At 69.8% G+C, this 19,293-nt stretch carries 16 protein-coding genes; 13 read left to right on the top strand and 3 right to left on the bottom strand.

The genetic code is table 11. The features are described 5' to 3' along the window. Positions 1-48: 48 nt before the first annotated feature. From FB471_RS16600 to FB471_RS16555, 11 genes are all read left to right on the top strand, one after another. Positions 49-597, top strand: a complete 549-nt coding sequence (locus tag FB471_RS16600) for an RNA polymerase sigma factor (protein ID WP_141999357.1) — start codon at positions 49-51, stop codon at positions 595-597. Continuing rightward, entirely contained in the window at positions 594-1,262 is a 669-nt protein-coding gene (locus tag FB471_RS16595) for a hypothetical protein (RefSeq protein WP_141999356.1), read from the top strand. The genes FB471_RS16600 and FB471_RS16595 overlap by 4 nt, the downstream gene beginning before the upstream one ends. 31 nt (positions 1,263-1,293) lie before the next feature. Next, positions 1,294-2,724, top strand: a complete 1,431-nt coding sequence (gene purB, locus FB471_RS16590; protein WP_141999355.1) for an adenylosuccinate lyase — start codon at positions 1,294-1,296, stop codon at positions 2,722-2,724. Between the two features lie 289 nt (positions 2,725-3,013). Next, positions 3,014-6,727, top strand: a complete 3,714-nt coding sequence (locus FB471_RS16585) for a nitrate reductase subunit alpha (protein ID WP_211358050.1) — start codon at positions 3,014-3,016, stop codon at positions 6,725-6,727. Next, on the top strand, positions 6,727-8,298 hold the full coding sequence (gene narH, locus FB471_RS16580; protein ID WP_141999354.1) for a nitrate reductase subunit beta: 1,572 nt from the start codon (positions 6,727-6,729) through the stop codon (positions 8,296-8,298). The genes FB471_RS16585 and narH overlap by 1 nt, the downstream gene beginning before the upstream one ends. Continuing rightward, positions 8,295-8,930 (top strand): nitrate reductase molybdenum cofactor assembly chaperone, encoded by a 636-nt coding sequence (gene narJ, locus FB471_RS16575; protein WP_141999353.1) that lies wholly within the window; start codon positions 8,295-8,297, stop codon positions 8,928-8,930. Before narH ends, narJ begins: the two co-directional genes overlap by 4 nt. Continuing rightward, the gene (gene narI, locus FB471_RS16570; protein WP_141999352.1) at positions 8,927-9,655 is read left to right on the top strand and encodes a respiratory nitrate reductase subunit gamma; all 729 of its coding nucleotides are present in this window, start codon (positions 8,927-8,929) and stop codon (positions 9,653-9,655) included. The genes narJ and narI overlap by 4 nt, the downstream gene beginning before the upstream one ends. Further along, positions 9,652-10,956, top strand: coding sequence for an MFS transporter (locus tag FB471_RS16565; protein WP_170220830.1), 1,305 nt, complete (start codon positions 9,652-9,654; stop codon positions 10,954-10,956). Before narI ends, FB471_RS16565 begins: the two co-directional genes overlap by 4 nt. Positions 10,957-11,128: 172 nt before the next feature. Then, positions 11,129-11,950 (top strand): MOSC domain-containing protein, encoded by an 822-nt coding sequence (locus FB471_RS16560; protein WP_141999350.1) that lies wholly within the window; start codon positions 11,129-11,131, stop codon positions 11,948-11,950. Between the two features lie 72 nt (positions 11,951-12,022). Continuing rightward, positions 12,023-12,118, top strand: a complete 96-nt coding sequence (locus tag FB471_RS35695; protein ID WP_342779435.1) for a putative leader peptide — start codon at positions 12,023-12,025, stop codon at positions 12,116-12,118. 121 nt (positions 12,119-12,239) lie between these two features. Further along, on the top strand, positions 12,240-13,166 hold the full coding sequence (locus FB471_RS16555) for a sulfite exporter TauE/SafE family protein (protein ID WP_141999349.1): 927 nt from the start codon (positions 12,240-12,242) through the stop codon (positions 13,164-13,166). Positions 13,167-13,228: 62 nt separating this feature from the next. On the opposite strand, the gene FB471_RS16550 is transcribed toward FB471_RS16555, so the two are convergent. Continuing rightward, positions 13,229-13,813, bottom strand: a complete 585-nt coding sequence (locus tag FB471_RS16550; RefSeq protein WP_141999348.1) for an RICIN domain-containing protein — start codon at positions 13,811-13,813, stop codon at positions 13,229-13,231. Positions 13,814-14,192: 379 nt separating this feature from the next. Between FB471_RS16550 and FB471_RS16545 the strand changes: the two genes are divergently transcribed. Then, positions 14,193-14,999 (top strand): DUF2334 domain-containing protein, encoded by an 807-nt coding sequence (locus tag FB471_RS16545; protein ID WP_425457071.1) that lies wholly within the window; start codon positions 14,193-14,195, stop codon positions 14,997-14,999. On the opposite strand, the gene FB471_RS16540 is transcribed toward FB471_RS16545, so the two are convergent. Beyond that, complete coding sequence (locus tag FB471_RS16540) at positions 14,962-15,597, bottom strand: MBL fold metallo-hydrolase (RefSeq protein WP_141999347.1); 636 nt, start codon at positions 15,595-15,597, stop codon at positions 14,962-14,964. The two genes, FB471_RS16545 and FB471_RS16540, sit on opposite strands and share 38 nt — an antisense overlap. Before the next feature lie 240 nt (positions 15,598-15,837). Between FB471_RS16540 and FB471_RS16535 the strand changes: the two genes are divergently transcribed. Then, positions 15,838-17,340 carry an aldehyde dehydrogenase family protein gene (locus tag FB471_RS16535; protein WP_141999346.1) on the top strand — a complete coding sequence of 501 codons (1,503 nt, stop codon included), beginning with the start codon at positions 15,838-15,840 and terminating at the stop codon, positions 17,338-17,340. Between the two features lie 94 nt (positions 17,341-17,434). On the opposite strand, the gene FB471_RS16530 is transcribed toward FB471_RS16535, so the two are convergent. Next, a complete protein-coding gene (locus FB471_RS16530; RefSeq protein ID WP_141999345.1) occupies positions 17,435-19,021 on the bottom strand; it encodes a GMC family oxidoreductase in 1,587 nt (528 codons plus the stop codon). Between the last annotated feature and the right edge of the window lie 272 nt (positions 19,022-19,293).

Here is a 19,293-nt window from a genome sequence, read left to right as displayed (position 1 = left end):
CAACCCCGGCGCGGCGGGCGCCGTGAGAAGGGGTTGAAAGGGGGCGCGATGACCAAGCCGGACGAATCGACGTTCCGCGACTTCGCGCGGGCGCAGGCGCCAGGGTTACGCCGGGTGGCTTACCTGCTGTGCGGCGAGTGGCACCTCGCGGAGGACCTGATGCAGGACGCCCTGCTGAAGATCTACCGGGCCTGGTCGAGGGTGCGCGAGACCGACCGGCTCGGCAACTACGCGCGCAGGGTGCTGTTGCGGGTGTGGTTGGACGAGAAACGGAAACCCTGGCGCCGCCGCGAGCACCGGGCCGCACCGGTACCCGAGGTGGCGGACGAGGCGCTCGACCCCGCCGCTTCCGCCCAGCGGAACTGGGTGGGCCGGATCGTCCGGCAGGGCCTCGCCGAGCTACCGCCCAAGCAGCGTGCCGCCGTGGTGCTGCGGTACTTCGAGGAGCTCTCGGTGGCCGAGGCAGCCGAGGTACTCGGCTGCTCCGAGGGCAACGTGAAGAGCCAGACCGCCCGCGGCCTGGCCGCACTCGGACGGATCCTCGCCCCGCTCGACCCCACTACCGCCAGCTCCAGATACGAGGTGAACGTGCCGTGAGTGAACAGCAGGTACGCGACGCGCTGCGCAGCGCCGTCCTGGACGAGCCACCGCTGGACTTCGACCCGGACGCCCTGGTGGCCACCGCCCGCCGGAAAGCGCGGCGACGCGCGGTCGGCTCGGCGGGTGCCGGGGTGGCCGTGATCGCCCTCGCCGCGGCCGCCGTGCCGATCGTCCTGGGTACCGAGGATAGTGAGCCGCGGGGCAGCGTTCCCGCCGCCGCGCAGCCCACCGCGACGGGCCTGAGCGAGCGTGCCGAGGAGCTCGAGCGGCACCTCACCGAGCGGCTGCCGCGGCTGTACCAGGACGCCGAGCTGGTCAGCGTCGGCCCGTTCGGCAACGGGCCCGATGGCACGGTCGACCCGAACGGTCCACGTGCGCTGACCGGCACGGCGGTGCTCGAGGACGACGACGGCAAGCTCACCCTGGAGTTCCGGCTGGAGGACCTCGGCTCGGGCGAGACGCACGAGGTGCGGCTGGACGTGGAGTCGGGAGAAGGCGACGGCACGCTGCGGGTGATCAGGCAGGAGCCGGGCAACACCGAGCTGTCCATCTCGTCGCGCCGGTCCCGGGACGGCGGGCAGCCCGCACCTGGAGAGCGCGAGCGGGTCCTCGGCGAGCTGCCGCTGGTCCAGCTCGCCGAGGACCCGAACCTCTCCCTGTGACCGGCGCGGGCCGCGGCTACGCTCGTCTGTCGTGACTCAGAAGCCCGCCATCCCGAATGTCCTCGCCGGCCGCTACGCCTCCGCCGAGCTCGCCGAGCTCTGGTCCCCGGAACACAAGGTGACGCTGGAGCGCCGCCTGTGGCTCGCCGTGCTGCGGGCACAGGCCGAGCTCGGCGTGCGGGTGCCGGACGGGGTGATCGAGGACTACGAGGCGGTGCTCGAGCGGGTCGACCTCGGCTCGATCGCCGAACGCGAGCGGATCACCCGGCACGACGTGAAGGCCAGGATCGAGGAGTTCAACGCGCTGGCCGGGCACGAGTACGTGCATATGGGGATGACCTCGCGGGATCTCACCGAGAACGTCGAGCAGTTGCAGGTGCGGCGGTCGCTGGAGCTGGTGCGGGTCCGGGTGGCCGCGGTGCTGGCCCGGCTGGCCGGGCTGGCCACCGAGCACGCGGACCTGGTGCTGGCCGGCCGTTCGCACAACGTGGCCGCGCAGGCGACCACGCTCGGCAAGCGGTTCGCCAGCGCGGCCGACGAGCTGCTGGTCGCCTTCGAGCGGCTGGACGACCTGATCATGCGTTACCCGTTGCGCGGGATCAAGGGGCCGGTGGGCACCGCGCAGGACATGCTGGACCTGCTCGGCGACGAGGCCACCCTGCGGCTGCTGGAGCAGCGGGTGGCCGGGTACCTCGGGTTCGAGCGGGTGCTCACCAGCGTGGGGCAGGTCTACCCGCGCTCGCTGGACTTCGACGTACTGTCCACTGTGGTCCAACTGGCGGCCGCGCCGTCCAGCCTGGCAACCACGATCCGGCTGATGGCGGGCAACGAGCTGGTCACCGAGGGATTCAAACCGGGGCAGGTCGGCTCCTCGGCCATGCCGCACAAGATGAACACCCGCTCCTGCGAGCGGATCAACGGGCTGGCCGTGGTGCTGCGCGGTCACCTCTCGATGATCGGCGAGCTGGCCGGCGCGCAGTGGAACGAGGGCGACGTCTCGGACTCGGTGGTACGCAGGGTGGCGCTGCCGGACGCGTTCTTCGCGCTGGACGGGCTGCTGGAGACCACGCTCACGGTGCTCGGCGAGTTCGGCGCGTTCCCCGCCGTCCTCGACCGCGAGCTGGCCAGGTACCTGCCGTTCCTGGCCACCACGAAGGTGCTGATGGCCGCGGTGCGGGCCGGGGTGGGCAGGGAGACCGCGCACGCGGCGATCAAGGAGAACGCGGTGGCCGTGGCGCTGGCCATGCGGGAGCAGGGCCAGGCCGAGAACGACCTGCTGGACCGGCTGGCCGCCGACTCCCGGATCCCCCTTGAGCGGGCCGAACTCGGCGCGCTGCTCGACGACCGGATCTCCTTCACCGGAACCGCGCAGGAGCAGGTGGCCGCCGTGGTCGACCGGGTGCAGCGGTTGCTCGAACGCTTCCCGGAGGCCGCAGGGTACACCCCGAAGCCGATCTTGTAGATCGTGTTTGCCACCCGCGCGCGCGAGTTTGCCGTTCTCGTACCCGAGTTGGCCGGGACGAGATGTTCACTGCGGCGTGCGCCACTACTTTTCCCAACTTTTTCAGGTAGGGACGGCTGCGGCCTGAAATAGGCGCGGCCGGCGCTGGACTCGGCACTATCGTCGTTGCACCCCTACGACATTTCCGTCGCCCTACGAGGTTCCTGTCCTGGCGCCATCGTGTCGGACTGAAGGAAGATTCAGTATCAATCTCGCGTCGACGCTGCAAAATTGATTGGCTGGAACTCATATGTGCGCGAAGCGTGCGGACAGGGCCGACCCGTGCACTCGTGGCCCGGCGAGCGAGGCTTTGCTGTCGATGGGCCGTCTACTCACTCGACATGAGATATCCGCTGATGGTCACAGTGTATCGCGGTACGACGGTGCCGCGAACGACGATTTCTATCGCGACCGGTGGGCGCACGACAGAATAGTACCTTCCACGCACGGTGTTAACTGTACCGGTTCGTGCCGCTGGAAAGTGTACGTCAAGGACGGGATCATCACCTGGGAGACGCAGGATACCGACTACCCGTCCGTGGGTCCTGGCAGGCCGGAGTACGAGCCACGTGGATGCCCGCGTGGCGCCTCGTTCTCCTGGTACTCCTACTCGCCGACCCGGGTGGCTTACCCGTACGCAAGAGGGTTGCTGGTAGACATGTACCGGGCCGCGCGAAAGCGGACCGGCGACCCGGTGACCGCATGGGAATCAGTTGTCGAAGACCGGCGCAGCCGACGCTCGTACCAGCGAGCGCGAGGTAAGGGCGGGCTGGTCCGAATAAGCTGGGACGAAGCGGTGGAGATAATCGCCGCCGGGCATGTCCACACCATCAAGAGGTACGGTCCCGACCGGATCGCGGGCTTCTCGCCCATTCCGGCCATGTCGATGGTGTCCCACGCGGTCGGATCGCGGTTCCTCTCGCTGATCGGCGCGCCGATGCTCTCGTTCTACGACTGGTACGCGGACTTGCCGGTGGCATCGCCACAGGTACTCGGGGACCAGACGGACGTACCCGAGTCGGCGGACTGGTGGGATGCCGCCTACCTGATGATGTGGGGTTCGAACATTCCGGTCACCCGCACGCCGGACGCGCACTGGATGACGGAGGCGCGGTACCGGGGGCAGAAGGTGGTCGGCGTGTCCCCGGACTATGCCGACTCCACGATGTTCGCCGACGAATGGTTGGCGCCGCACCCGGGGACCGACGGGGCGCTGGCGATGGCCATGGGGCACGTGGTGCTCAAAGAATTCTTCGTCGACCGGCAGACTCCGTTCTTTGTGGACTACGTGCGAAGCTACACCGATCTGCCGTTCCTGGTCACGCTCGAGGAACGGGAAGGGCTGGTGTCTCCCGGGAAGTTCTGCACCTCCGCGGACCTGGGCAACGTCGGTCCGCGGGAGGAATGGAAAGCCGTTGTGCTGGACCAGGCCGGGCGGCCGGTGACCCCGAACGGCACGCTCGGATTTCGCTGGAACGAATCCGAATCCGGCCGATGGAACCTCGACCTCGCCGACACCGTCCCGCTGCTTACGTTGTACGGCGCGGGGTCCGCGGTCGGCCGGGTGCGCTCGGTCGAGGTACGACTGCCACGATTCGACAGCACGGATGGCGGTGGCCAGGTCCGTCGTGGGGTGCCAGCGACCCGGTTGACCCCGGACGGCCCCCTGGTCACTACGGTTTTCGACCTGCTGCTGGCCCAGTACGGGGTGCCGAGGCCTGACCTACCGGGTGAGTGGCCAGGCGGTTATGCCGATCCCGGCACACCGGGGACCCCCGGTTGGCAAGCGGAGATCACCTCGGTGCCCGCGGATCGGGTGACACGTATCGCGCGGGAGTTCGCCGACACGGCGATCCGGTCACGCGGTCGGTGCATGATCGTGATGGGCGCGGGGACCAACCACTGGTTCCACTCCGACCAGATCTACCGGACCTTCCTTACCCTGTTGCTGCTGACCGGGTGTCAGGGGCGCAACGGGGGTGGCTGGGCGCACTACGTCGGCCAGGAGAAGGTCCGCCCGCTCACCGGTTGGTCCACAGTGGCCAGTGCGGCGGACTGGGTGCGGCCGATGCGACAGATGATCGCGACGTCGTGGTTCTACCTGCATACCGGGCAATGGCGTTACGATCCGTTCACCGCGGACGCGCTGACCTGGCCGGGTTCCCGAGGCGACCTGGCCGGCGCCACGTCCGCGGACTGCATCGCGAGGTCCGCACGCGCGGGCTGGATGCCGTCCTATCCGACCTTCGACCGTAACCCACTGGACCTCGCCGAGGAGGCCGAAGCGGCGAGGCTCGATCCGGTGGAACACGTGGTGTCCCTGCTCCGGTCGGGCGAGCTCGGTTTCGCCTGCGAGGATCCGGACGCGCCGGGGAACTGGCCGCGGGTACTCACCGTGTGGCGGTCCAACCTGCTCGGTTCCTCGGCCAAGGGGAACGAGTACTTCCGCAGGCACCTGCTGGGAACCGATGCCGAGCCGCGGTCGGACGAACTGGGAGCGGGACGGCGCCCCGCCGAGGTGCGCTGGCGGGCGGATACCGGCGACGGCAAGCTCGATCTGCTTGTGGCCATGGATTTTCGCATGACCAGCACCACGCTGTTCGCCGATGTCATCCTCCCGGCAGCCACCTGGTACGAGAAGTACGACCTTTCCAGTACGGATATGCATCCGTTCGTGCACTCGTTCAACGCCGCGGTGGACCCGCCGTGGCAATGCCGAACCGACTTCGACGCCTTCCACGCGATCGCCCGCCGGTTCAGCCAGCTCGCCGAGCGACATCTCGGCACGCGGCGGGAGGTGGTGGCCACGGCGATGGCCCACGACACGCCCGGTGAGCTGGCGCAGCCGCGGGGCAGGCTGCCGGACTGGCGAACCGAGGGCCGCGCTCCGGTTCCCGGCCGAACCGGGCCGCAACTGGCCGTTGTGCAGCGTGACTACCCGGCCGTGGCCGCCAAGCTGGCCGCGCTCGGTCCACTGCTGGACAAGCTCGGGACGACGGTGAAGGGCTACACGGTGGAGGTCGGGGAGGAGATCGGCTGGCTGGCCGAACACAACGGTGTGGCCTCCGGCGGACCGGCAGCGGGCCGCCCGCTACTGGACACCGACCGTTGCTGTGCCGACGCGATCCTCGCCCTTTCCGGTACCACCAACGGCCGGATCGCGGCGGCCGGCTTTCGCGCACTGGAGCGGCAGGTGGGCCTGCCGCTGAGTGAGGTCGCCGAGCGCGGATCCGACCACCGGATCACCTTCGCCGACACGCGGTCCCGACCCGCATCCGTGGTGACCAGCCCGGAATGGTCCGGTGACGTCTCGGGCGGGCGCAGGTACGCGCCGTTCACGCTGAACGTGGAGCGGCTCAAACCGTGGCACACGCTGACCGGGCGCCAGCACTTCTTCCTCGACCACGACTGGATCACCGAACTCGGCGAACAGCTACCGATCTACCGACCACCCCTGAACCTGCACCGGATCGCCGGCGAGCCACAACTCGGGCCCACCGGTGACGCGGAGATCGTCGTCCGTTACCTGACTCCGCACTCCAAGTGGTCCATCCACACCGAGTACCAGGACAACCCGCTCATGCTGACGCTGTCCCGGGGCGGCCCGACGTTCTGGATCAGTCCTGGGGACGCGGCCGCCATCGGTGTCGTGGACAACGACTGGGTCGAGGCGGTGAACCGCAACGGCGTGGTCGTCGCCCGCGCGATCGTCTCGCACCGGATCCCCGCGGGCACGGTGCTGATGTATCACGCCCAGGAACGCACCGTGAACGTGCCGAAGAGCGAGACCACCGGCCGGCGCGGCGGCATCCACAACTCGCTCACCCGCCTGCAGGTCAAACCCACCCACCTGATCGGCGGCTACGGGCAGCTCTGCTTCGGCTTCAACTATCTCGGACCGACCGGAAACCAGCGCGACGAGATCACCGTTCTCCGTCGCAGGTCCCAGGAGGTGGAGTACTGATGAGGGTGATGGCCCAAGTGGCCATGGTGATGAACCTGGACAAGTGCATCGGGTGCCACACCTGCTCGGTCACCTGCAAGCAGACCTGGACCAACCGCGACGGTGTGGAGTACGCCTGGTTCAACAACGTGGAAACCCGCCCCGGGCAAGGCTACCCGCGCGGGTACCAGGACCAGGACACCTGGCGCGGCGGGTGGAAGCTGAACCGGCGTGGCCGGCTCGAACTGCGCGGCGGCGGCCGGTTGCGCCGGCTGTGGCGCATCTTCTGCAATCCGGACCTGCCGACGCTCGACGACTACTACCAGCCGTGGACCTACGACTACCGGAACCTCACCGAGGCACCGCTCGGCGAGGACAGCCCCGTGGCCCGCCCGACCTCGGCCATCAGCGGGCAGCCCGCCGCCGTGCGGTGGGGACCGAACTGGGACGACAGCCTCGGTATCGGTGATCGGGGCGAAGCCGATCCGGTGATCGCCGGGTTGCGCGAGGAGCTGGGAACGCGCATCCGGTTCGAGTTCGAGCAGTCGTTCATGTTCTACCTGCCGCGCATCTGCGAGCACTGCCTGAACCCGTCCTGCGTCGCCTCCTGCCCTTCCGGCGCGATGTACAAGCGGATCGAGGACGGGATCGTGCTGGTCGACCAGGACGCGTGCCGTGGCTGGCGCATGTGCGTCTCGGGCTGCCCGTACAAGAAGGTGTACTTCAACCATCGCACCGGCAAGGCCGAGAAATGCACGTTCTGCTACCCCCGGTTGGAGGCGGGCGAGCCGACCATCTGCGCGGAAACCTGCGTCGGCAGGCTGCGCTACATCGGGGTACTGCTCTACGACGCCGACCGGGTCGGGGCGGCCGCTGGCGTGGCCGACGAGCGCGACCTCTACCCGGCCCAGCGCGATCTCTTCCTCGACCCGGACGACCCCGAGGTGTCCGCCGCGGCGAGCCGCGCGGGCATCTCGCATGACTGGCTGGAGGCCGCCCGCCGGTCCCCGGTGGCGGAGCTCATCCAGCGGTACCGGGTCGCGTTGCCACTCCACCCGGAATACCGGACCCTGCCGATGGTCTGGTATATCCCGCCGCTGTCGCCCGTGGTGAACGCGGTGGCGGAGACCGGCTTCGACGGCGAGAACCACGGCAACCTGTTCGGCGCCATCGACGCGCTGCGGATACCGGTGGAGTACCTGGCGGCGCTGTTCACCGCCGGCGATCCGGAGCCGGTGCGCGCGGCACTACGCAAGCTGGCCGCCATGCGCTGCTACATGCGTTCGGTCAACCTCGACGAACCCGCGAACACCGAGCCACTGGAGGCGGCAGGACTCACCGAGCGGGATGTGGCGAGCATGTACCGGCTGCTGGCGTTGGCCAGGTACGACGAACGCTACGTCATCCCCACCGCGGGCATCGGCGAGGCACACGACCTGGAAGGGCTGGCCACAACCTGCAGCCTGGACACCGAGGGCGGCCCAGGCATGGGTGGGGCCCCGGCGAGTCGCGGCGGCACCGAGCTGGCCAGCTGGCCGACCGGTACCCGCCCGGACGGCCTGTTCCGCACGAGCTCCGGAGAGTCCACATGAGACCTTTCGGCAAGCGGGCCTCCGGGAGGCGGCGACGATCCCGCCCGGTGTCCTGGCTGCTGGCGGCGTGGTGCCTGCACTACCCCGATGACACGTTGTACGAGTACCTCCCGCTGCTTCGCCGCTGCGCCGACGAGCTCGGCGACACCCCGTCGGCGGGAGAGCTGGCGCTGGTTCTCGACCACCTGCACGCGACGCGGCGCGGGGACGCCGAAGAACACTACGTCGGCGTGTTCGACACGCGACCGCGGCGAGGGCTGCACCTGACCTGGTACACCCACGGGGACACCCGGTTGCGCGGTTCCGCGCTCGCCGAGCTGGCCGGACTGTACCGGCGCTACGGTTACCGTCCGCGTGGTGGCGAGCTGCCCGACTACCTACCCGCGCTACTGGAGCTCGCGGCGACGGCTTCGGGTACCGAGTGTGCACGAGCGCTGGCCGGCTTCCGGCCCGCGTTGTCGATGCTGCGGAGCAACCTCGCCGCGTGCGGGACCCCGTACGAGGCCGCGATCAGCGCGGTGCTGATCGCCCTGCCCAACCGGCCGACCGAGCCGCTGCCCTCCTCCCCACCGGCCGAACTGGTCGGGCTCGAGCCCTACGGCGCGACCGCGGCGAGGGAGTCGAGCCGATGAGCGGGCCCGTGCCCCTGCTGCTGTGGGTGGTGCTGCCCTACCTGACGCTACTGACTTTTGTCGGCGGGACGATCTGGCGCTACCGGCACGACCGGTTCGGCTGGACGACCCGCTCCAGCCAGCTACACGAGTCGCGGCTGCTGCGTATCGCAAGCCCGCTGTTCCACGCCGGGCTGTTCCTCGTGATCGGCGGCCACATCCTCGGCCTCGTGGTGCCCAAGGGAGTCACCGAGTTCCTCGGCATCACCGCGACGAACTACCGCCTCGTTTCGCTGACTCTCGGCACCCTTGCCGGCGCCGCCACCGCGACGGGGCTGGTGGTGCTGCTGTGGCGGCGACTACGTGTCGTGGCCGTGCGCAAGGCGACCAGCGGGAATGACATCGCCGTGTACCTGTTGCTCGGGCTGGCCGTCCTCACCGGGCTGCTCGCCACCGTCGTGGACAACGGCCTGCGCGGCGGCTACGACTACCGGGAGACCGTTGCCCCCTGGTTCCGTGGCATCTTCCTGCTGCAGCCACGGCCGGGCCCGATGGCGCAGGCACCACTCGACTACCAGCTCCATACCCTGTTCGGCATGGCGCTGTTCGCGCTGTGGCCGTTCAGCCGACTCGTGCACGCCTTCAGCGCACCGGTCCGGTACCTGGTCCGTCCCTACATCGTCTACCGCGGTCGCGCCGGCGACCGGATCGGCACTCGCCGGCCACACCGGGGCTGGCGACGGTGATTCCCCGCCCGGCCGTCAGGGGGAGCAGGCAGCGCGCACTGTGGCTGGCGACACTCGGCTTCTTCGGTGGCTTCGCCGGGGTCGCCGTCTTCGGCCCGCTGGTTCCCGAGTTCGTGAACCTGCTGCGGCTGAGCCCGATCGAGGCCGGACTGCTGGCCGGAACACCCAGCCTCACCGGCTCGCTGCTGCGGATCCCGTTCGGCGCCATGGTCGATCGGATCGGCGGCCGTGCACCGTTTCTCGTCCTGCTCGGCCTCACCCTGGCCGGCATGATCGGGCTGATTCTGCTGCTGTGGAGCCGTTATCCCGGCGAGATGGCCGGCACCTACCCGCTGCTGCTCGGGCTGGGGGTACTGATCGGCTGCGGTATCGCGAGCTTCCCGGTCGGTACCGCGCAGATCTCCTACTGGTTCCCGAGGAACGGCCAGGGCGGGCCGCTCGGCATCTATGCCGGGATCGGGAACACCGGCCCCAGCCTGTCGGCCCTTTTCCTGCCCATGATCGTCGCCTCGCTGTCCATGCTCGCGGCCTACGGGTTATGGACGGTCGTGCTGCTGCTGATCACCATCGGCTACGCGGTCGCGATGCGCGACGCGCCGTGGTTCCAGCTACGCAAGGCCGCGCTGCCCGCCGACAGCGAGCAACTGGCGGCTTTCGGTCAGGAACTGGTGCCGCCCGGCTCCCTCACCGGCGGCCTTCGCGCGGCGGCGAGAGAGCCGGCAACCTGGGTCCTGGTCGGCTGCTACCTCATCTCCTTCGGCGGCTTCCTCGCGCTGACCGCATGGTTGCCGACATACTGGAACGGTGCTTACCACACCTCGCTCGGTCAAGGGGGCCTGCTGACCTTCGCGTTCGCCCTGGTCGCGGCGCTCGTCCGGGTACCGGGCGGGCTGCTGTCCGACCGGATCTCGATTCGGTACGCGTTGCTCGGCAACTTCCTGCTCATCGGGGGAGCCAGCCTGGCTGTCGCCCTTACCGGCCGGTTCTGGATCGCCTTCCTCGCGACCATCGGCATCGCCATCGGGATGGGCCTGCAGAACGCCGTCGTGTTCAAGCTGCTGCCGTGCTACGTCCCGCACGCCATCGGCGGCGCCGCCGGCTGGGTGAGCGGCCTCGGCGCGGTCGGCGGGTTCGTCCTGCCGCCCGTCATGGGCGCGATCGCCGCCGGTGGTCCCGGGGGCTACTCGAGCGCCTTCCTCGCGATCACCGTGCTGGTCGCCGGCGGGTTGACCGGCGTGGGCTGGCTGACCCGATGGACCTGGGCCTGCGAGCTCGAACCCCGGCGAGCGACCACGCCATAGCCCGGCCGCAACCGTGTTTGCCCCCCACGTAACCGTGTTGGCCCCTCGCGTAACCGAGTTGGCCCCTCGCGTAACCGAGTTTGCCGTTCGCGTAGGCGAGTTTGCCGAACTCAGCGGCCGGCGCCGCGCAACCGGGTGATCGAGACCATCCAGACCCGCTAGGGTGGACGGCGTGCTTCGCGTCGACCAGCTTGCGTACTACCCGGTCAAGGGCTGTGCCGGGACCTCGGTGCGCACCGCGGAGGTGACCGCGACCGGGCTCGCGCGGGACCGGGCGTTCATGGTGGTCGACGAGCACGGCATGTGCCGCACCCAGCGCCGCTTTCCCGCGCTGGCGACCGTCCGGCCCGTACTGGAACAGGACCGGCTGACCCTGTCCGCACCCGGGGTCGAGGACCTGCGTCTGGACGTCGTGTTCGAAGGACCACGCAGCGTGGCGGCGGTATTCGCCTGGGAGGGCAAGGGCATCGATCAGGGCGCCGTGGCCGCGGACTGGCTGAGCACCGTGCTGGGCGGCCCGAGCAGGCTGCTGCGGGTACCACCGGACCACCAGCGGGCGACCGACGGCATCGTTCCCGGAACGGCCGGGTTCGCCGACAGCAGCGCGATCCTGGTCACCACTCCGTCCTCTTTGGATGGACTGAACGAGCGGATCGCCGAGCAGGGCGGTGAGCCGGTTCCGATGAACCGGTTCCGGCCGAACATCGTGCTGGGTGGCTGGACCGAGCCGCACACCGAGGACAGGGTACGCCGGCTGACCGTGGGGGAGCTGGAGTTCGGCTATACCAAGATGTGCGTGCGCTGCGCGGTGCCGACGGTCGACCAGGACACCGGGACACGGCTCGGGCCGGAGCCGATCCGCACCCTGGCCCGGTACCGGCGCGCGCCCGAGGGTGGGGTCACCTTCGGCATCAAGATGGCCGTGCTGCGTACCGGGCGAGTCACCGTCGGCGATGAGGCGGTTGTCCAGGAGTGGGCGCACACCACCGCGTGAGCCGCGTCACTCGCCGGCTCAGTATCTGGGAACCGCTGGCCCATTTCCCGGGCCTCTGCCACGATCGAGTGCGTGTGCGGGCAGGCAGGTTTCGGCGGGGTGGCGCTGGTTCAGCGCAGGCACGTCGACCTGCTGCGCGTCAACTCCGCGCTGTGCCGCCTTTCCTGAAGGGCCTCCGGCCCGAACCGCTGATGTAGTCTTGCGCTTTCCCAGCGGTTGTCATCCGGCCTGACTCGACCCGTCCCCGCCGCGACCGGCCACCGGCGCGGCCCGCCCGATCGAGGTCTCGATGCAAACGCTCCTTCTGTTCGGACTGGCAGGGTTCCTCGCTCAACTCGTCGACGGCTCACTCGGGATGGCGTTCGGGGTGACCGCCACCACCACGCTGGTCGCCGTCGGCACCGCCCCGGCGGTGTCCTCGGCCGCTGTGCACCTCGCCGAGGTCGGGACCTCGCTGGCCTCCGGCCTCTCGCACTGGCGGTTCCGCAATATCGACTGGCGGACCGTGTGCATCCTCGCGCTGCCCGGCGGGGTGGGTGCGGTGCTCGGTGCGTACGTGCTCACCTCGCTGGCCGCGGACTCCGCCGCGGTGTGGATCACCACCGTGCTCATGGTGCTCGGCCTCTACGTGCTCATCCGCTTCGCCTTCCTCAAGCTGGGCAAGCTGATCACCAGCAAGCGGCCCAGCGGTCGGTTTCTCGGCCCGCTCGGCCTGATCGCCGGGTTCATCGACGCCAGCGGTGGCGGCGGCTGGGGGCCGGTGGCCACCACCACGCTGCTGTCCTCCGGCAGGCTGGAACCGCGCAAGGTGGTCGGTTCGGTGGACACCGCCGAGTTCATCGTGGCGCTCGCCGCCAGCCTCGGTTTCTTCTTCGCGCTGTCCCAGCAACACCAGCTCAACTACACCGTGGTGGCCGGGTTGATGATCGGTGGGGTGATCGCGGCGCCGCTGGCGGCCTGGGTCGTCCGCCGGATGCCGCCGCGGGTGCTGGGCGCGGCCGCCGGTGGGCTGATCGTGTTCACCAACGCGCGTACCCTGCTCGGCGCGGCCGGGGCGTCCACCGCGACGATCGTGCTCGTCTACGTGGCCATCGTCGGGCTGTGGGCGGCCGGGCTGTTCACCGCGATCCGCTCCGCCCGCGAGGAGAAGCGGATCAACGCGTTGGCCGGCGAGGACGGCCCGACCGAGCAGGAGCCCGCGCGCAGCGGCTCCTGAACCCACGGCCGTGGCGAGCGCACGGTTCACACCGCTCGACCACGGCCGCGGTCCGGTCGGTGTCAGCTCGCCGACTTCAGAATGATCTGCCAATGCTGTGAGTAGCTCGGGTCGCCGCCCCAGGTCGGGGTCGGAACGACGTACCAGTCATTGACCGGATGGTTGTCCCGAATGCCCAACGCGTATCCCGGATAGCTCTGCGGGCTGATCGTGTAGATGGCGCGATCGGTGAATACTCGTTGAATTATCCAGTTCTGGTGTGGATCGCCGTCACAGTTCTGCAGGCGGGGATGGTCTTTCGCGGTGACCGTGGAGGCGGTCAGGCAACGGCGGTTGTCGAAGCTTTCTATGCGGTACGTTCCCGGCGAGGTCGCGCTGAGGTGCCACTTGTGTCCACGCAGGCCGGGGGTGCTCTGCGGTGGGTCGAGGTTCCAGGTCTGGATGGTCTCGTTCACGTTGTCGTTGTAGTTGTCCGTCATGAGGTAGGTGCCGGTGACCTGGTGCACGAACAGGTACGGGCCGTCGATCTGCGCGATCGAGGCCCCGCCTCGCTCCGGCGCGCCGGGGTTGCTCGCGAAGGAGGAGGGGGCGGCGATGACGAGTCCGACGAGTACCGCGCAACACGCCACTGTCTTGAGTCTTCGCATAAATTACTTCCTGACTTCAGGTGAGGATATCCGGATCCGGATCTCGAATATGAAAAATATGTCGCCGACCGGTCCGACAGTACGGATGCGCCGGTATTATCGACAATTCATCGGGAGGGTCATATCCCCTGCCGGCAACAACCGTCAGTGACGCAAAGTTCCGGCCGTGTTGCTCTGGGTGGCTGACGGGGATCTGCATCTGAGTGATTCACGAACCAGCCGCGCGGTTCCGGCGTGGTCCACGCCGGGGGCCGGCTCGCCTTGCTGGAGGAGACCGCGGCCGGACCGCCCACCTTCGGGTAACCATTTCCCGTACCCGGTTCCGCCCGGTCACCTCGGGGCAAACGGATGGTCACCCGCGGCGGGTGCCATGGGTGGTATGGATGCTCGCCTGCTGGTCTCGCTCTCCGGTATCACGCCGAAGGCACTCCACCGCTGCGCCGAGCTCGCGGCCGAGCTGGACGACCGTGGCGTTCCGCTGTCCATGCTGTTCACCCCGTGCGCGGGGGACGGTGCGGCGGAGGCCACCGAGTGGATGCGTACCCGTGTCGCGCGGGGGGACCAGGTGCTGCTGCACGGCTACGACCACCGGATCACCCCCAGTCACCATACGGTGCGTTTCGGCCGCAGGGCCGAGTTCGCCGCGCTGCCCGCGCACGAGGCGCGGCTGCGGCTGATCGCGGCCACCGCCGCGCTGGAGCGGGCGGGGTTGCGGGCCGACGGCTTCGCGCCGCCCCGTTGGCTGGTCTCCCGCGGCACGCTGGACGCGCTGCGGGAGCGGGGCTTCTCGCTGTGTGCCGACCTCTCGGCCGTACGCGACCTGGGTACGGACAGGGTGCACAGGGCGCGGGTGCAGGGCTTCGGCAGCGCGACCGGCACCGACGACGAGCCGGGGGCGACGATGAGCAGCGCTGTGCGGCCCCGCGGGCGGGTGCGGCGAAAGCACGGTCAGAAGCAGCCCACCGAGACGGTGCGGTGCTTCGCGCTGGTGCTCAGCGCGGCGCGCACGGCCCGCCGGGGCGGGCTGGTCCGGCTCGGGGTGGACGCGGGCGACCTGGAACGTCCCGGCAGGCGAAGGGCTTTCCTGGACGCCGTGGACGCCGCGACAGATGCGGGTGCCGCCGGAACCACCTATGCCGGCGCCCTGGTCACAGCCGCGCGGTCTCCCGCTTCGGTAGCACCCTGACCTCGGTGCCGTCCGGGGCCAGGTTGGTGAACAGGCCGTGGTGCATGGCCGGGTTGGTCAGCACCGCCTCGTGGATCGGCACGGCGACTCGCGGGCGCACCGCGCGCAGGTAGTCCACGGCCTCGCCCGCCTTCAGCCAGGGCGCGGCGGTGGGCAGGCCGAGTACGTCGATCTGCTGCTCGGGCACGAAGAACGAGTCACCGGGGTGGTAGAAGGCGCCGTGACCGACCAGGTAGCCCACGTTCGGCACCACCGGGATATCGGCGTGGATCGTGGCGTGCTGCCCGCCGAGGACGTGCACCGCGGTGCCGCCGAAGTCCAGCGCGTCGCCCGGCTGCACGGTGCGCGCGGTGAGGCCGAGCTTGGCCACCGTCTCCGCGGAACCCGGATCGGTGACCAGCCGCGCCCCGGGGTTCGCGGACAGCAGGCCGGGTAGCTTCTCGGCGTCGATGTGGTCGAAGTGCTGGTGCGTGATGAGCACCGCGTCCAGCTCGCGCTCGTCCTCGAAGCCGGAGGAGAAAGCTCCCGGGTCGATCAGGATCCGCGCGGAGGGCGTCTCGAGCAGCACGCACGAATGTCCGAAATGGACGATACGCATAGTGTCTCCTAGGCTGGCGGGTGGCCCAGCCTACGGCCGCACCAGTGCGTCGCCAAGTTCACCGCGTCGGGAGTGGACGCCGCGGCCCGCCGCCGCTCGGCGCCGTGAGCGCGGCCCTGACCTGTGCGATGCTGGCGGGTACCAGGGCATCGTGCCGGGAATCTATTGGCACAGTGCCAGCAAGGTCGTAGGCTACCAGGCAGCCGAGCCAATGGAGCCGATGTCGGCAATGGAGGCGCCATGACCACCGTGCAAGCTCCGCGTTCCGAACTCGCCGCGGCCGAGACGTTCGACTCGCTCAACCCGGCGACCGACGAGGTGGTCGGCACCCACCCGGTGCACACCGCCGCCGACGTCGAGCAGGCCGTCGCCAGGGCGAGGGAGGCGGCGGCCTGGTGGGACTCGCTCGGCTACGCCGGCCGGGCCGAGCGGCTGCGCCGGTGGAAGGGTGTGCTGGCGCGCAGGCTGGCGCAGCTGTGCGAGGTGGTGCACACCGAGACCGGCAAGCCGCGTGGGGACGCCCAGTTGGAGGCGGTGCTGGCCATCGAGCACATCGCCTGGGCCGGCAAGCACGCGGGCAAGGTCCTGGGCAGGCAGCGCCGCTCGCCCGGCCTGCTGCTGTCCAACCAGGCCGCGACGGTGGAGTACCAACCGCTGGGCGTGGTCGGCGTGATCGGTCCGTGGAACTACCCGGTCTACACCCCGATGGGCTCGATCAGCTACGCGCTGGCCGCGGGCAACGCGGTGGTGTTCAAGCCGAGCGAGTACAGCCCCGGTGTGGGCAAGTGGCTGGTGGACGCCTTCCAGGAGGTGGTCCCCGAGCACCCGGTGCTGCAACTGGTCACCGGGTTCGGGCCGACCGGGGCCGCGCTCACCGGTGCGGGCGTGGACAAGATCGCCTTTACCGGGTCCACGGCCACCGGGAAGAAGATCATGGCTTCGGCCGCGGAGACGCTCACCCCGGTGGTCATCGAGGCCGGCGGTAAGGACCCCCTGCTGGTGGACGCCGACGCCGACCTGGACGCGGCGGCCGAGGCCACGGTCTGGGGCGCGTTCTCCAACGCCGGGCAGACCTGCGTCGGGGTGGAGCGGGTCTACGTGCACGAGCGGGTGCACGACGAGTTCGTGGCCAAGGTGGTCGAGCTTTCCGGGCAGGTCCGGGGTGGTTCCGACGAGGGCGCGCAGTACGGCCCGATGACCATGCGTTCGCAGCTCGACGTGATCCGCGGGCACATCGCCGACGCCCTTGCCCGGGGCGGGCGCGCGCTTACCGGAGGGCCGGAGGCGGTGGGCGACCGGTGCGTGCAGCCCACCGTGCTGGTGGACGTGCCGGAGGACTCCGAGGCGGTGCGCGAGGAGACCTTCGGCCCGACCGTCACCATCGCCATGGTCGCCGATATGGACGAGGCGGTGGAGAAGGCGAACAACTCCCGCTACGGCCTGGCTTCCACGGTGTTCGCCAAGCGGCGCGGGATGGAGTTGGCCAGGCGGCTGCGCACCGGGCAGACGGCGATCAACGCCCCGCTGTCCTTCGCCGGGATCGCCTCGCTGCCCTTCGGCGGGGTCGGCGACTCCGGGTTCGGCCGAATCCACGGGCCGGAGGGGCTGCGCGAGTTCGCCCGGCCGAAGGCGATCGCGCGGCAGCGGTTCTCCGCACTGCTGGCCCTCACCACCTTCGCCCGCACCGAGAAGACCGACGCGCTGGTGGCCAAGCTGACCGCCGTGCTGCACGGCAAGCGCTGAACCCCTCCCCGCAGAGATGGCCTGAACGTGGCTTTCAGGACGTTGAACGTCCCAAAAGTGCCGTTCGCGACGCTCAGCGTCTCGAACGCCACGTTCAGGGTGTTTGTGCCCGGATCAGGTCGGCGGCCTTCTCGGCCACCATGATGGTGGGCGCGTTGGTGTTGCCCCGCGGGACCACCGGCATCACCGAGGCGTCCACCACGCGCAGCCGGTCCACCCCGCGTACCCGCAGCGCGGGGTCGACCACGGCCTGCTCCCCCGTGCCCATCGCGCAGGTGCCCACCGGGTGGTACAGGGTCTGGGTGTTCGCCCGCACGTGCTCGGCGAGTGCGTCCTCGTCCAGGTCCAGCCGGTTCGGCAGGAAGGGCTTGTCCAGGTGGCGGGCCAGCGGGCCGCCGCGGCCGATCTCGATCAACGTGCGCAACCCGCTGAGCACGGCGTCCAGGTCGGTGGGGTCGGCGTAGTAGGCGGGGTCGAGCTCGGGACGCCACAGCGGGTGCGCCGAGCGGAGTCGGAGCCGGCCCCGGCTGTGTACCCGCACCAGCGTGGCCGCCGAGGTGAACCCCGGCACGGTGGGCTCGCGCAGGCCGTTGTCGTAGAACAGCGTCGGTGCCACGTGGAACTGCATGTCCGGCGCGCCCTGAGCACCCACAGTGGACAGGAACGCGCCCGCCTCGCCGATGTTGGATGCCAGCGGGCCACGCTTGGTGAGCTGCCAGCGCAGCATGCCGGCCGGGGTGGCGGAGTCCACCACATCGCTGGTGTCCCTTGTGGACCAGATGATCGGCGCGGCGGGGTGGTCGTGCAGGTTCTGGCCGACTCCCGGAAGCTGCACGGCCACCTCGATGTCGTGCTCGCGCAGGTGCTCGGCCGGCCCGACGCCGGAAAGCAGCAGCAACTGCGGCGAGTTGATCGCCCCGCCACAGAGCAGCACCTCGGATTCGGCGTACGCGGTCCGCTCGACTCCACCCTCCAGGTAGGACACTCCGGTGGCCCGGCCGCCATCGAGCACCACCCTGGTCGCCTGCGCGCGGGTGCGCACGGTCAGGTTCGGCCGCCCCATGGCGGGGCGCAGGTAGGCGTCCGCCGCGGACCAGCGCTGCCCCTTGCGGCAGGTGACCTGGTACAGCCCGGCACCCTCCTGCGACTCGCCGTTGAAGTCCTCGGTGCGCTTCAGCCCCCAGGAGACCGCCGAGTCCACCCAGGCACGGGAGAGTTCGTGGGTGAACACCCGGTCCTCCACGCGCAGCGGGCCTGCGGACCCGTGCAGCGGCCCACCGAGCCGGGTGTTGCCCTCGGCGCGGACGAAGTACGGCAGCACATCGTCCCAGCCCCAGCCCTCGGCGCCGTGGGAATCGCGCCACTCGTCGTAGTCGGCGCGGTTACCCCGGATGTAGATCATCGCGTTGATCGAGGAGGATCCGCCGAGCAGCTTGCCCCGTGGCCAGTAGGCGCTCTTGCCGAGATGCTTCTGCTCGACCGTCTCGTAGTTCCAGTCCCACCGGGTCTTGAACAGCGAGGCGAAGGCCGCCGGAATCCGCACCTCGTCGGCGGTGTCCTCGCCGCCGGCCTCCAGCAGCAGCACCCGGGACGAGGGATCCTCGGTCAGCCGGTTCGCCAGCACGCAGCCCGCGCTGCCCGCGCCCACGATGACGTAGTCCCAGCTCTCCTGCGTGGCCACGGTACCTCCGATTGTTGACGGGGTGACAATAGTGGATCCTGCCGTACGCGGGGCGCGCGGGAAAAGGGTCTCACGACCCGACATCCCCCATTTGCCGCAATCGGGACGACCGTAAGTGGTAAGCGATCCGTCCGACTCAGTGAGGTGCGTATCGGCACGCAACGTTTCACCCGGGTCTTACGTCTTTCATTACAGCGGGGCCGAGGGGCGTCGGGGGCTCCTCGGCCCCGAGCACCCTTCCGGCGAGCAGCACAGCTAGGCTCCTGGCGTAC

This window comes from Amycolatopsis cihanbeyliensis (assembly GCF_006715045.1).
GTDB lineage: Bacteria > Actinomycetota > Actinomycetes > Mycobacteriales > Pseudonocardiaceae > Amycolatopsis > Amycolatopsis cihanbeyliensis.
The sequence above is the reverse complement of the archived record's forward strand: the minus strand, read 5'-3'. Positions and strand labels throughout refer to the sequence as shown.